Below are 14,241 nucleotides of genomic sequence, written 5' to 3'. Positions count from 1 at the left end.
GTTATTTGACCATGATGAAGAACTTATATAGGGGAGAAGTGTTCTATTTGATCGCTTCCCCGCTGGATCATGTGGAGGCTTACCGCTATTTTGAGGATGGGGGACTGGCTGTTGTTGATGGAAAGATTGTAGAGGCGGGGCCGTTCGAGGCGATGCGTTCCCGTTACCCGGATTTCCCGGTGACAGACTATTCCGGTAAATTGATTACACCCGGCTTTATTGATTCCCATATCCATTTCTCCCAGTCGGAGATACAGGGAATGTATGGCAAGCAACTTCTGGATTGGCTGGACGAATATACGTTTCCCGCCGAGGAAGCTTTCTCTTCCATGGAATATGCACAAGATATCGCTCGCTTTTTCGTGAAGGAACTGGTGAAGAACGGAACTACGACTTGTGCCGCTTATGCCACGGTTCATCCTGCTTCCGTAACCGCATTATTTTCCGTGGCTACGGAGTATAATATGTGTATCTTGGCTGGAAAGGTGATGATGAACCGGAACGCTCCGGATTATCTGATGGATACCACGCATCAGGGTAAGTTGGACTGCCGTAGCTTAATCGAGGATTGGGACGGGAAAGGACGGAATCACTATGTGATCACGCCCCGTTTCGCCATAACCAGTACGCCGGATCAATTAAAGTCTGCCGGTCGTTTACATGCCGAATATCCCAGTACCTATATACAGACACATCTTTCGGAGAATCTGGGAGAGATTGAATCTGTCTTATCGCTCTGTCCCGGTCATGCGGATTATTTGGAGGTCTATGAGCGTGCCGGATTGTTGACCGATCGTTCGATATTCGGGCATTGTGTCCATCTAACCGATCTGGAATATAAGCGGTTGGGAGAAACGGGAGGCATTATCGCCCATTGCCCGACCTCGAACCTTTTCCTTGGAAGCGGATTATTCGATATGAGGGAAGCGAACCGTTACGGCGTACGTACTACCTTGGCGACAGATGTCGGTGCGGGTACATCTTTCTCTATGTGGCGTACGATGGGAGAGGCTTATAAGGTACAACAGTTGAACGGTTATCCGATGACAGCTTTGGAGGCTATCTATAAATGTACGCTAGGCTCTGCACGGGCCTTATCGTTGGACGACCGAATCGGAAGTTTCCTCCCTGGCCGTGAAGCGGATTTCATAGTCGTGGATTATGCCGCTACCTCTGTCCAGAAATTGCGTATGGAGTATCTTCGTTCGAGAGATAAATGGACGATCGAGAATAAGCTGTTTGGCCTACAAACCCTCGGCGATGACCGGAATATGGTATGTACTTATATAATGGGCAAGCAAGTATACGGCTCAGATCCGTGCGATCATCAAGAAGCAAGTATGTAATACGACCGTTACGACGATCCATAGACGTTCGGCAGTAGCCGGGCGTAATCCCGGGAAATGATATTCTATAGCCCCGTGCTTGCAAGCGGAAAGACAATCTCCGCAATAGGTACAGGTGTAACCGATCTTCCCCTTCTTGATCTCTTCTTTATGCAGGGCATCATACCGGCAAATGTTTGTGCAAGCCATGCAATGGCAACAATCCGTGGTCAGTCGTACCCGGAAAGGAGAGAGGTACTTGAGGAAAGACACCAAAGCTCCGATTGGGCAATAGCTACTGCAATGTACCATCTTCCGTCTCTTTCTGGAAAACAATAGCATGACAAGTAGCCCGATAACTCCGACCGCTATTCCAAAAGCGGTGGCTATCTTGCCGCTCGCTCCGAATATCCGTAGCAAGATGGCTCCCAGCATGACCAGAAATAATACGCTGTATCGCATTTGCTTGTGGTAGGGGAACCTTTTTCGTTCCAATTTTCCCCGGGCACTCCATGCGTCGAATGCCCCGAAGTAACAAAGCTGGCTACACCAAGCGGGACCGGATAGTAATAAGGTGCTGATAAAAAGTATGGGCATGAATAATCCATCAAAGCGATAAAGCGGTCCGGCCAAGATTACCGCAGGGATCGGTAAATGCAGTTTCCCGGTCATAAGGAAAATGGGATCGGCAAAAATCCCTAGAGCAAGTTGCCCGAAAAAAACGATCGAGAATAACAACCACGCTCGTTTTCTCCATTTGGGACGTTCTTGCCGATCTTGCATCTTATAGCAGAGCCAACCACCGTATAGCATGGCAAGTATCACTTGTATCCATCCTCCATACGGAAATAACCTTTCGCCTATCAACAGTGGATTTTTAGGCATGACTTGAACGATCGAGAGAAGTCCCCCGACTAATAATACGGTACTGATAACAATACGTCTCGTTTTCATGCTCAATTATTTTATGCGTAAAAGTATGCCTTTTACGCGAATAATTATAGCACGGGCATTGTATTTCTGATACTAGTTACACCGATTAAACGATCATACCGTGCTCCCATTGGACAATAGTAGACGTAAATGCTATATTCGTTCTCCGTCTGGAAGAAATTACCCTCGATAGGGCCGGTCTGTCCTACGGTCTGTCCGTTAGGGACAAAGAGGTACTGATAGTTGTAACTGCCTTGTTTCAGTAAGACGGATTTCTCGTATTGATGCGTCTCCGGATTATAGCCCATCTTACTTTTCTCGTCCAATACATTATTATATAATTCACCGTTCAAATACACGTTTCCATCGGGAATTAAGTCCATGGCGAGGGTAAAGTGAACGATGTAATAGTCCGCTTCCGTATCCGGGTCGTTACAATTACTGCAACGGATGAAAAAACGGCCGTCTTGGTCTTGATCGTATTGATACGATAATTGGTCACGCCGATAGTCCGTCATCAACTCTACATGGTAATATGGATTATGGAACGAGATACTTTCTACGTGCATGCCATTGTATTTGTTGCTCAAAAATTCCATACGGCGATATTCGTTTCCTGCGGGAAAGATCAAGTTCTGATTGTTCGTATAAGAGATCTGGTTTTCTAAAATAGTCATAGGCTGAAGACCTGTTACGGCATTATCCCTGCGGTTATTCTGATAAACCCAGATTTTCAAGTCGGTCTGAGGATAGGTGATGGGGAAATTCTTGTTATTGATCGCAAAGCTGACTTGTTGGTGTGACTGATTGGTATCGATATCCGTATTTCCGCTCACCGTAGCGGCGACACTAACCATCGGCTCGAAAATAGAAAAGCAAGCGGTAAATACGATCTGGGAGGGATCATCCTCGTTATATACTTGCAAGGCATAATTCCCCGAGACCTTCGGTTGAACGTCATCGTTTGGGAAAAGTAATCGGTAGTTGGTGTATTGCACCGTAGTACCCATCGCATTGGCGAAATCCTCGATCGTGCTCCCTTGGAAACCATTCATATACTCAATCGGGGAAAGATTCGATTGCGTCCAATCGGCGTTGCAATGAACCAGATTATAGGCGTATCGCCCGAAGCCCGGATTAAAAGCATCGAAATTAACTTCGATACGGTTTTCACCGCCCAGTTCAATGAATGGATCGGAGAACATCTCGCCGGCAACCTTCACTTGGAGGGTCTTTATTTGCTTATCGCTAACGTTGGTGAAGTAAGTCACTTGAGCGTTCAACGGTACTAAAACCGTGATAAGCAGCAGAAATAGGATTTTAAAAACTTTCATTTTCTTATTACTTTCTTTAACGACGCAAAATTATGGAATTATTTCTCTATTTATTTGCCTTTCCCTGCTCTAAAGCATGAAAAAATGTTTACTTTTGCAGGAAAATTACATATAAACAATTTTAGTTGTATTATGGCAAATGTGATTAAGATTAAAAAGGGTTTAGACATTAATCTGAAGGGCAAAGCTTCGGATGTACTGTTAAACGGCGGCAAGAGCGAGTCTTATGCGATCGTCCCCGATTATTATAACGGTATTCTCCCCAAAGTTGTTGCGAAAGTAGGAGAAAAAGTCAAAGCCGGTTCTGTACTGATGATTGACAAGAACCGCCCCGAGATCAAGTTTGTTTCGCCGGTCAGTGGCGAGGTAACTGCCGTAAACCGAGGAGAGAAGCGTAAGGTGCTAAGCATCGTTGTGAAGCCGGATGCGCAGATCGAGTATGAGGAGTTCGGTAAGAAGAACGTAGCATCCCTACAGGGAGCAGAGGTGAAAGAGGTACTTCTGAACGCTGGTATGTGGCCGTTTATCAAGCAACGCCCATACGATATCGTTGCCGCTCCATTGGATACTCCGCGTGATATCTTCGTTTCGGCTTTTTACTCCGCTCCGTTGGCTCCAAACTTCGATTTTATCGTAAAAGGTCAGGAGGCTGATTTCCAGACTGGATTAAACGCCCTAGCTAAATTAACGAATGGAAAAGTGTATGTGGGTGTAAGAAGTGGTTCTGTCGTGAGCGGAATGAAAGGTGTGGAGATCGTGGAAGTAGAAGGTCCGCATCCCGCAGCGAACGTTGGCGTGCAGATCAATCATATCAAGCCCGTTAACAAGGGTGAGGTAGTTTGGACGGTTAATCCGGCAGACGTGATCGTTATCGGACGCTTGTTTAACAAGGGTGTCGCCGATTTCAGCCGTATGGTTGCTATTACTGGTTCCGAGACTACCGAGAGAGGCTACGTTAAAACGATTTCAGGTTGTACGATTAAGAGCTTGGTTAACGGTAAAGTGTTAGGACAGGAACATATCCGTATTATTAGCGGTAATGTTTTGACAGGTACCAAGGTGAATATGGATGGTTACCTAGGCGCTTATGATAACCAGATCACCGTGATTCCGGAAGGTGATGAGACGCATGAGTTCTTAGGTTTCGCTATGCCTCGTTTCAACCAGTTCAGCGCTAGCCATAGTTACTTTAGCTGGTTAGGTACTAGCAAGGAATATGTGATCGACGCCCGTATCAAAGGTGGTAAACGTGCCATGATCATGTCTAATGAATACGATAAGGTGTTTCCGATGGATATCTATCCGGAGTATTTGTTGAAAGCGATCATTGCGTTCGATATCGACAAGATGGAGAACTTAGGTATCTATGAGGTGGCTCCCGAGGACTTCGCTCTTTGCGAGTTCGTGGACACTTCCAAGATCGAGTTGCAAAAGATCGTTCGCGACGGATTGAACCTGTTGTATAAGGAAATGAATTAATAACATAAAAAACTTATAATACATTGAAAGCGTTAAGGAATTATCTCGACAAGATTAAGCCTAACTTTGAGGAAGGCGGAAAGCTGGCGATGTTCCGTTCTGTTTTTGACGGTTTCGAAACATTCTTATTTGTTCCGAACGAGACCTCTAAAACGGGCGTACATATTCATGACTGTATTGATTCAAAGCGTGCCATGACCGTGGTTATCATCGCTTTGTTGCCTGCTTTGCTTTTTGGTATGTATAATGTCGGTTATCAGCACAATTTAGCTGTGGGGGCTGATCCGGGATTTTTGATGACTTTTATTTTTGGATTTTTGGCGGTATTGCCTAAGATCATTGTTTCGTATGTGGTAGGTTTGGGTATAGAGTTCGCTGTCGCCCAAGTGAAGAAGGAAGAGATTCAAGAAGGATTCTTGGTTTCCGGTATCTTGATTCCGATGATCGTTCCGGTCGATACTCCGTTATGGATGATCGCTGTAGCTACTGCTTTCGCTGTTATTTTCGCGAAAGAGGTATTTGGTGGTACGGGATATAATATATTTAATGTAGCATTGGTTACACGTGCGTTCTTATTCTTCGCTTACCCGGCAGCAATGTCTGGTGATCAAGTGTTCGTTCGTACGGCTGATACGTTTGGTATCGGGGCTGGCCAAGTAGTTGACGGTTTTTCCGGAGCTACTCCGCTAGGACAAGTCGCTATCGCTGGTAAGGAGATGATCGGTTCTTTCCAAGCTGTTGACGTATTAGGCAACCCGATCTCTACTTGGGACGCATTTATTGGTTTGATCCCGGGCTCTATCGGTGAGACTTCTGTATTGGCTATTTTGATCGGTGCGGTTATCTTGTTGGTTACGGGTATCGCAAGTTGGAAGACAATGGTTTCCGTGTTCGTGGGTGGTGCTTTCATGTCATTGATCTTTAATATGATCGGTACTACGGTCGCTATGTGCGTATCTCCGCTGGATCACTTGTTCTTAGGTGGTTTCGCTTTTGGTGCCGTGTTCATGGCTACAGACCCTGTGACTTCCGCTCGTACGGAGACAGGTAAATATATCTATGGTTTCCTTGTAGGTGCTATGGCCATTATTATTCGTGCGTTGAACCCGGGTTATCCAGAGGGTATGATGCTCGCTATCCTGTTGATGAACGTGTTCGCTCCCCTGATCGACTATTATGTTGTGGAAGCTAATATCTCTCGCAGATTGAAACGTGTAATAAAATAAAGTAAGAAGGAATATGGCTAAATATAAATGTAAGGTATGTGGCTATGTCCACGAGGGAAATAAGGCTCCTGACACTTGCCCGGTATGTTCCGCTCCTGCTTCCGAATTTGAGGAAATCAAGGAGGAGGGCGCCGCTAAGAAAGGCATAAACCGGGATAGCAATGTTTATACGGTTGTTTATGCGGCTGTGATGGTTGTGCTAGTGGCTGTCGTATTGGCGTTTACTTCACAATCATTGAGAAGTTTTCAGAAACAGAACGAGGATAACGATAAGAGACAACAAATTCTGCGTTCTATCAACGTAAATGTTTCTTCTTCTGAGGCTGAGACCAAGTACAACGAGTTGATCAAGGAAGCTTTCTTGGTAAACGAGAATGGTGAGAAGGTTGAAGGCGACGCTTTCGCTACGGATGTAGTTAAGGCTGCTACTGAGCATCAATATCCGGTTTTCGTCGCGAATGTAGATGGTCAACCGAAATATATCATGGCTTTGCATGGAGCAGGTCTTTGGGGTCCGTTATGGGGTTATATCTCTGTAGATAGTGATAAGAATACTATTTATGGTGCTGACTTCAGCCACCAAGGTGAAACTCCGGGTCTGGGAGCTGAGATCTCTAAACCGGCGTTCAGCAATGAGTTCAAAGGTAAGAAGATCTTCATGAGTGGAGAATTCAAGTCTGTCGCTGTTGTTAAGCCGGGTAAGAGCGTAGCGGGACAGGATTATGTAGACGGTATCTCAGGTGGTACAATTACCAGTAAAGGTGTGGATGAAATGTTATTCAACAGCTTGAGCGGTTATGTTAAATTTTTGACCTCACAAAATTAAGTAGAAGATGGGATTATTATCTGAAAAGAATAAAGAAGTTCTGTTAGGCCCGTTGAGCGCTAACAACCCGGTTGTCGTTCAGATGTTGGGTATTTGCTCTGCGTTGGCTGTAACATCAAAACTTGAGCCGGCCATCGTGATGGGTATCTCGGTGACGGCTGTCGTAGCTTTCGCTAACGTGATCATTTCATTGATGCGTAATACGATTCCGAACCGTATCCGTATTATCGTGCAATTGGTGGTAGTTGCCGCTTTGGTGACAATCGTTAGTGAGGTGTTGAAAGCTTTTGCTTATGACGTAAACAAACAGCTTTCCGTATTTGTCGGTTTGATCATTACGAACTGTATCTTGATGGGACGTCTGGAAGCGTTCGCCTTGGGTAACGGCCCATGGGAATCGTTCTTGGATGGCATTGGTAACGGTCTGGGATATGCGATTATTCTTATTATCGTAGGTTTCTTCCGTGAATTGCTAGGATCTGGTACCTTATTGGGTTTCCAAGTGATTCCGCAGGCATTCTATGATCTGGGTTACGTGAACAATGGTTTGATGATCTTGCCTCCGATGGCGTTGATCGTGATCGCTGTTATTATTTGGGTTCATCGTGCTAAGAACAAGGAACTTCAAGAAAATTAATGTTAACGATTAAACGAATAATAGAATGGAACAATTATTAAGCACATTCGTCCGCTCGATCTTCGTTGACAACATGATCTTCGCATACTATTTGGGTATGTGCTCTTTCGTGGCTGTCTCAAAGAACGTGAAGACCGCTTTAGGATTAGGTATAGCAGTGACATTCGTACTTTTCTGTACGTTGCCGATTAACTATATGCTTGAGAATTATGTATTGAAAGAAGGTGCGTTAAGTTGGTTAGGCCCGGAATATGCGGAGGTGAACCTTAGCTTCTTGGCGTTTATTATCTTTATCGCCGTTATCGCTTCTTTCGTGCAGTTGGTCGAGATGGTAGTCGAGAAATTCTCTCCGTCTTTGTATGCTTCCCTTGGTATCTTTTTGCCGCTGATCGCTGTAAACTGCGCTATCTTGGGTGGTTCTCTGTTTATGCAACAAAAAGCGTTCCCTAATGTAGGTGTCGCCACTGTTTATGGTTTAGGATCTGGTATCGGTTGGTTGCTGGCTATCGTAGGTATGGCGGCTATCCGTGAGAAATTGTCATATTCAAATGTCCCCAATGCTTTGAAAGGTTTGGGTATTACTTTCATCATCACGGGTTTGATGGGTATGGCATTCATGTGTTTCTCTGGTCTGAAGATTTAAGTATTAACGCATTAAACAAAATATAAAGATGACTTTATTAATGTCGGGCGGACTTACGATTGGTGTCAGCGCAATAGTATTCTTATTGATCACGCTGATCTTGGTCGGTTTGCTTTTGTTCGCCAAAGCAAAATTGGTGCCTTCAGGGAATGTAAGCTTGAAGGTTAACGGAGAGAAAGATATAGAGACCCCGATTGGTGGAACTTTGCTAGGTGCGCTACAGAGCGGTGGCATCTTCTTGTCTTCCGCTTGTGGTGGTGGTGGTAAATGCGGTCAGTGCCGTGCTCAAGTTATTGATGGCGGTGGTGAGATCCTACCTACTGAGAAAGGTTTCTTCTCTCGTAAACAAGTGAAAGATCATTGGCGTTTGGCTTGTCAATGCAAGGTGAAAGAGGATATGGTCGTTCAGGTACCAGACGAGGTATTTGGCGTTAAGGAATGGGAATGCGAGGTTATCAGTAATAAGAACGTCGCTACATTTATCAAGGAGTTTATCGTTGCGTTGCCTAAAGGTGAGCACATGGACTTTATTCCGGGTTCTTACGCTCAGATCAAGATCCCTACATACTCAATGGATTATAACAAGGATATCGATAAGAGCTTGATCGGCCCCGAGTATCTGCCGGCTTGGGAGAAATTCGGTTTATTCGGTTTGAAGTGTAAGAACGACTCACCGTCTATCCGTGCCTATTCTATGGCTAACTATCCTGCTGAGGGTGACCGTATCATGTTGACCGTGCGTATCGCTACGCCGCCGTTCAAACCGAAACCACAAGTTGGTTTCATGGATGTGATGCCGGGTATCGCTTCTTCTTATATCTTTACGTTGAAACCGGGTGATAAGGTGACTATGAGTGGTCCTTATGGTGATTTCCACCCAATTTTCGATTCTAAGAGAGAGATGATGTGGATTGGTGGTGGTGCTGGTATGGCTCCGTTGCGTGCCCAAATCATGCACATGACGAAGACGTTGAAGACTACGGATCGTAAGATGTCTTACTTCTATGGCGCGCGTGCCTTGAACGAAGTGTTCTATTTGGAAGATTTCTTGGAAATAGAGAAAGAATTCCCAAACTTTACGTTCCACTTGGCGCTTGACCGTCCTGATCCTGCCGCTGATGCTGCGGGTGTTAAATATACGGCTGGATTCGTTCATCAAGTAATCCATGATACTTACTTGAAGGATCACGAGGCTCCGGAAGATATCGAATACTACATGTGTGGTCCGGGCCCGATGTCAAAGGCCGTGGAAAATATGCTGGATAACTTGGGTGTACCTCGTGAGATGTTGCACTTCGATGATTTCGGTGGATAAAATAGGATTTCTATATCTACAGATAGAAGGCGGGGGTTAAGATCCTCGCCTTTTTTATTTTGGCCCTGAAACTCCTCTTTACGAAGATATACTTCAAATGCTATAGGATATATACTGCATGTGTCATAGGATATATACTTCATTAACGAAATAAGTCGTACTTCTATGTCGGCACATTAAAAATGTAATTATTTTGAAATAATATGCAGCGTTTATCGTTTTATAAGCATCTAAGCTTATATAGTCATAAAAACAAGTTAGACATGAAGCCATTGATTTTATCTTTTTTTGCGGTTTTATTAGGATACTCATTCTTTTTCGATAAAGATGATGAAATAAAATTGCGTAATGTTGACCAGATATCGTTGGAATCTAATTCTACGATGCCTGAGAGGGGTGATTCTGTCACTTTGTATGCGAAAAGGCTCCCTAATACTCCGGAATATATTTTACGAATCGCAAAACCGGAGGATTATCTCTTTACGAAGTAAAATTTTCGTGTTAAAATATTTGTTTATTTGACGAATATTGCTATGTTTGTGCCCATGTAACTTTTAATGCGTGGGATATGGATTTGAAATCTACTCAATATATAGAAAAAACAGGAAGTGTCGCAAAGGCATTCCTGTTTCTTTTTCTTCTCTTTCTATCAAGCATATATAATCTGTTTAAGTTTGCCAGCCTTGAAAATGAGGAGGTAGAAGTATCAGATATGGTGCTACCTTCTAAGACTTCCGGTGATGTCGAGTATATAGAACAAGATGACTTATCTGCAAACTGTAAATTCCTAATCGATAGAACTACTCACTGGTTGGGCTGAGTAAGCCCTTATCTGATCCGTGCGAGTGCATAGAAGGATAAGGGGGACTTATTTTAGATAATTAAACGATTTTCTCCAATAGATTGTATTCCGGTATATCTTCGAGGAAAGCATACGTCTGTTTCTCATAGTCAATTTTGCAACAAAAATGACGGATGCCGTTGCTTACGGTTAAGTATTTTACGTGTAAGACCATGTTATAACGTACGATTTGATCGAATACAGCGCTTGTTATCTCGATATGTGGAGCTTTATATTCAATAATCATTAGAGGTGCTAGAAACCGATTGTATGCAACGGTATCGCATCGTTTGGATGTTCCGTTTAGTTTTACCGCTACTTCATTCGCTAAAAGTTCTTGAGGATAGTTTTTTTCCGTGACCAAATAGTTCACGAAATGTTGTCGTACCCATTCCTCTGGCGTTAATGCGACAAATTTTCGGCGTACAGGATCCCAAATAGAAGGCTTTCCTGCTTTCTCCGTAACTTTGACTGAGAATTTTGGTAGATTTAATGGGAGCATTTGCTATATTTGCTATTTATATTCTAAACTAAAATGCACCTCAAAGGTAGTTATTTATGAGAACAAAACAAGAAATCGTAGAAAATTGGCTGCCTCGTTATACCGAGCGAAAGCTAGAAGACTTCACTAAGCACATATTACTCACTAACTTTACTAAATATGTCGAGATATTTGCGGATCATTTTAATGTCCCGATTTTGGGATTGAAAAGTTCGATGCCCAATGCCTCGGCAGAAGGGATTACCATTATCAATTTTGGGATGGGAAGTGCGAACGCTGCTACAATCATGGATTTATTGTCAGCAGTCATGCCCAAAGCGGTGCTTTTCCTCGGTAAATGTGGAGGATTAAAAAGAGCGAATGTATTAGGGGATTATGTATTGCCAATAGCGGCGATCCGAGGTGAGGGAACGTCGAATGAGTATTTACCACCTGAGGTACCTTCATTGCCCGCTTTTTCAATGCTTCGTGCCATTTCTTCCGCCATACGTGATCATGGAAAAGATTATTGGACAGGTACGATTTACACGACAAATCGCAGGGTTTGGGAATACGATAATGATTTCAAGGAATATCTTCGTAGTACGCATGCCACTGGTATCGATATGGAAACCGCAACCTTGCTTACTGCCGGTTTCGCTAACCAAATACCTACGGGTGCATTGTTGATGATATCGGATAAACCGATGGAAGAAGATGGTGTAAAAACAGAAGCGAGTGACCGGAAGGTAACTCAACAATTTGTAGGAGAACAGGTAATGTTGGGAGTTGAAGCTCTTCAACAGATTTTGGATGGTAAGAAAACCATCCGTCATATCCGTTTTAGTTGGTAATAGCGAAACCTCATAATTTATGGCAAAAAAAGAAATTACTTTCGAGGAGATTTGTAGGGATATAACAGCAAGGAAGTTTCAGCCTGTTTATGTGTTAATGGGCGAAGAGCCTTTCTTCATCGATCAAATAACAGATTTGTTATTAAAAAGCGTATTAGAGGAATCTGAGAGAGATTTCAATCAGATTATTCTATACGGCGCAGATACAGATGCCATTTCTATTATCAATGCGGCACGTCGTTTTCCGATGATGTCCGAATATCAATTGATCGTTGTTCGAGAGGCTCAATTAGTGAGAGATATAGAGTTGCTGAGCAGTTATGTGAAGAATCCTTTGTCATCAACTATTTTGGTCATAAATTACAAATATAAGACTTTAGATCGCCGTCGTGCGTTAGCGGCCGCAACCGATAAAAACGGTATTTTATATGAGTCAAAAAAGATCCCGGATTATAAAATGCCGAGTTTTATCACCTCTTTGATGCAACAGCGTTCTATCGGTATCGATCCAAAAGCCGCTCAAATGCTCTCAGATTTCCTTGGAAACGATTTAAACCGTCTCAATAAGGAATTAGATAAGCTGGCAATTATCTTGGCTGAAAAGGCCTCAAAACGCATCACACCGGAATTGATCGAGCAAAATATAGGGATTAGTAAAGAATACAATAACTTTGAGCTGATAAAGGCACTTGCCATGAAGGATATATTAAAGGCTAACCGGATCGCTCAGTATTTTGAGAAAAACCCTAAAAGTAATCCGATACAGATGACACTTCCTGTATTATTTAACTATTTCTCAAACTTGCTGATTTGTTATTATTCAAAGGATCGATCGGAATCAGGATTGATGACCGCACTTGGTTTACGGGGAACTTATCAAGTAAAGGACTATCTTTTGGGGATGAAAAATTATCCAGCGATGAAAGTTTTTAATTTGATCAGCGATATCCGAACAACTGACGCAAAATCTAAGGGAGTGGAAAACTCTTCAGCGACAGATGCAGATTTACTAAAAGAATTACTTTACAAAATTTTACATTAAACAGAAATCATAGACTTAGTGCAGGCAAAAGGGCCTTTTTTCCTAGAATGATGAAAAAGTCAAACTGGAAAAAGAGGCCTTTTTGTTTATTTATCAATTAATTACGCATATTTTATCTCTCTGAGATTTTAAAATTTATTCAATCACGTACCTTCTTCCTCAAAAATTCCAAGAAATCCATACTTAAAGCTATAATCGGTATAGCCATAGATTGCCTTCATTATCCGTTAAAGGAAAAATAGACAAGTTGGCAGTAAAATAAATAGAGTAAAATTATATTGTATACAAATATAACCGAGAAATGGATGTTTACAATCATATATACAATAAAAGTATTTGAGTAGATTACAAATGTTGGTGGTTTTTGTAATCATTATATAGGCGTTACAAATGTACCATGTTTACATTACTAATATAAATCATGGATTACTATATATTTCTTTATCCACGTAAGATTTGCTATAAATTATAAATAACCAGTTTTTTATATAGAAATATTGATTGTTTACATTAACTAAACATGTTTTTTCGTCTACAAACGTATAAAAACCCCCTAACTATACATCATATGTATTATTATATTTACATATAAATCAGATATATATGCTATTTTTCTAAAGTTTTTCTAAATACTCTATACCTCCTTCTTGAACACGGTTTACAGTTCTACCCATCACATATGTATCGGCTTGACACATATGTATCAATTTAGTTTTATAAAAATAAATTGCACAAATGGAAATATTGATTTATCTTTGTATCTAGTTTACTTTATGGAGATTTATCTTAGTAAACGGTCATAATGGCAGTATTCTAGTAAGAATTTAAGATATATATGAATATGAGAGATCGTATTTTAAAAATAATGGAACGTGAAGGACTTACCCCTTCTAAATTTGCCGAATCGATCGGTATACAGCGTTCGGCAATGTCACATATTATATCTGGGAGAAATAATCCGAGTTTGGATGTTCTGCTAAAAATACTGGAACGGTTCACTTATGTTGATTCTGACTGGCTATTGTTTGGCAAAGGCGAAATGATCCGAGAACATGTGTTAACTGAACCTAATTTGTTTACAAATATGCTTGAAAATCGTCCCAATGTACAAGTTGTTGCCGAAAATCGCAAGGAAATTGGGGTTGAGACACCTGTAAACATCCAGAAACAACCTGTTGTAGAGCAAGTTATATGCCAAGAAAAGCCTTCTAAAAATGTTAGTAAAATAATGATATTTTACTCCGACAATACGTTTGATACTTTCGTCCCTGAAAAAAACAAGAAAGACTAAGGTAAACTGTTCGG

15 protein-coding genes are annotated in these 14,241 nt (G+C 42.2%); 12 read left to right on the top strand and 3 right to left on the bottom strand.

What is annotated here, in order from left to right:
* Positions 1-5: 5 nt before the first annotated feature.
* Entirely contained in the window at positions 6-1,346 is a 1,341-nt protein-coding gene (gene guaD / locus ACYIA1_RS07020) for a guanine deaminase (protein ID WP_480334813.1), read from the top strand.
* On the opposite strand, the gene ACYIA1_RS07015 is transcribed toward guaD, so the two are convergent.
* Both ACYIA1_RS07015 and ACYIA1_RS07010 read right to left on the bottom strand, forming a co-directional pair.
* A complete protein-coding gene (locus ACYIA1_RS07015) occupies positions 1,311-2,279 on the bottom strand; it encodes a 4Fe-4S binding protein (RefSeq protein WP_122143805.1) in 969 nt (322 codons plus the stop codon). The genes guaD and ACYIA1_RS07015 overlap by 36 nt on opposite strands.
* Positions 2,280-2,323: 44 nt before the next feature.
* Positions 2,324-3,592, bottom strand: a complete 1,269-nt coding sequence (locus ACYIA1_RS07010; RefSeq protein WP_005856883.1) for a type IX secretion system plug protein — start codon at positions 3,590-3,592, stop codon at positions 2,324-2,326.
* A gap of 132 nt (positions 3,593-3,724) precedes the next feature.
* Between ACYIA1_RS07010 and ACYIA1_RS07005 the strand changes: the two genes are divergently transcribed.
* The 8 genes from ACYIA1_RS07005 to ACYIA1_RS06970 all read left to right on the top strand — a co-directional run bounded on the left by ACYIA1_RS07005 (position 3,725) and on the right by ACYIA1_RS06970 (position 10,538).
* Positions 3,725-5,071 (top strand): Na(+)-translocating NADH-quinone reductase subunit A, encoded by a 1,347-nt coding sequence (locus ACYIA1_RS07005; RefSeq protein ID WP_008772142.1) that lies wholly within the window; start codon positions 3,725-3,727, stop codon positions 5,069-5,071.
* 23 nt (positions 5,072-5,094) lie between these two features.
* Positions 5,095-6,297: an NADH:ubiquinone reductase (Na(+)-transporting) subunit B gene (locus ACYIA1_RS07000; RefSeq protein WP_005862260.1), complete on the top strand. Its 1,203-nt coding sequence runs from the start codon at positions 5,095-5,097 to the stop codon at positions 6,295-6,297.
* 13 nt (positions 6,298-6,310) lie between these two features.
* Complete coding sequence (nqrC, locus tag ACYIA1_RS06995) at positions 6,311-7,123, top strand: NADH:ubiquinone reductase (Na(+)-transporting) subunit C (RefSeq protein ID WP_005856889.1); 813 nt, start codon at positions 6,311-6,313, stop codon at positions 7,121-7,123.
* Between the two features lie 7 nt (positions 7,124-7,130).
* Positions 7,131-7,760 carry an NADH:ubiquinone reductase (Na(+)-transporting) subunit D gene (locus tag ACYIA1_RS06990; protein WP_005856891.1) on the top strand — a complete coding sequence of 210 codons (630 nt, stop codon included), beginning with the start codon at positions 7,131-7,133 and terminating at the stop codon, positions 7,758-7,760.
* 25 nt (positions 7,761-7,785) lie between these two features.
* Positions 7,786-8,403, top strand: coding sequence for an NADH:ubiquinone reductase (Na(+)-transporting) subunit E (nqrE, locus tag ACYIA1_RS06985; RefSeq protein WP_005856893.1), 618 nt, complete (start codon positions 7,786-7,788; stop codon positions 8,401-8,403).
* Between the two features lie 40 nt (positions 8,404-8,443).
* Positions 8,444-9,718: an NADH:ubiquinone reductase (Na(+)-transporting) subunit F gene (nqrF, locus tag ACYIA1_RS06980; protein WP_010182986.1), complete on the top strand. Its 1,275-nt coding sequence runs from the start codon at positions 8,444-8,446 to the stop codon at positions 9,716-9,718.
* 263 nt (positions 9,719-9,981) lie between these two features.
* Positions 9,982-10,209 carry a hypothetical protein gene (locus tag ACYIA1_RS06975; RefSeq protein WP_010182987.1) on the top strand — a complete coding sequence of 76 codons (228 nt, stop codon included), beginning with the start codon at positions 9,982-9,984 and terminating at the stop codon, positions 10,207-10,209.
* 77 nt (positions 10,210-10,286) lie between these two features.
* Positions 10,287-10,538, top strand: a complete 252-nt coding sequence (locus ACYIA1_RS06970) for a hypothetical protein (protein ID WP_005862263.1) — start codon at positions 10,287-10,289, stop codon at positions 10,536-10,538.
* Positions 10,539-10,599: 61 nt separating this feature from the next.
* Here ACYIA1_RS06970 and ACYIA1_RS06965 read toward each other — a convergent pair whose 3' ends face one another.
* Complete coding sequence (locus ACYIA1_RS06965) at positions 10,600-11,061, bottom strand: type I restriction enzyme HsdR N-terminal domain-containing protein (RefSeq protein ID WP_005856901.1); 462 nt, start codon at positions 11,059-11,061, stop codon at positions 10,600-10,602.
* Positions 11,062-11,117: 56 nt separating this feature from the next.
* On the opposite strand from ACYIA1_RS06965, the gene ACYIA1_RS06960 reads away from it, so the two are divergent.
* The 3 genes from ACYIA1_RS06960 (at position 11,118) to ACYIA1_RS06950 (ending at position 14,227) form a co-directional block, all read left to right on the top strand.
* Positions 11,118-11,894 (top strand): AMP nucleosidase, encoded by a 777-nt coding sequence (locus ACYIA1_RS06960; RefSeq protein ID WP_005862265.1) that lies wholly within the window; start codon positions 11,118-11,120, stop codon positions 11,892-11,894.
* Between the two features lie 19 nt (positions 11,895-11,913).
* The gene (gene holA, locus ACYIA1_RS06955) at positions 11,914-12,936 is read left to right on the top strand and encodes a DNA polymerase III subunit delta (RefSeq protein ID WP_005862267.1); all 1,023 of its coding nucleotides are present in this window, start codon (positions 11,914-11,916) and stop codon (positions 12,934-12,936) included.
* An 841-nt stretch (positions 12,937-13,777) separates the two neighbouring features.
* Complete coding sequence (locus ACYIA1_RS06950; RefSeq protein ID WP_005856911.1) at positions 13,778-14,227, top strand: helix-turn-helix domain-containing protein; 450 nt, start codon at positions 13,778-13,780, stop codon at positions 14,225-14,227.
* Positions 14,228-14,241: the final 14 nt, after the last annotated feature.

The organism is Parabacteroides sp. KHUB-02 (assembly GCF_056640955.1).
The sequence above is the reverse complement of the archived record's forward strand: the minus strand, read 5'-3'. Positions and strand labels throughout refer to the sequence as shown.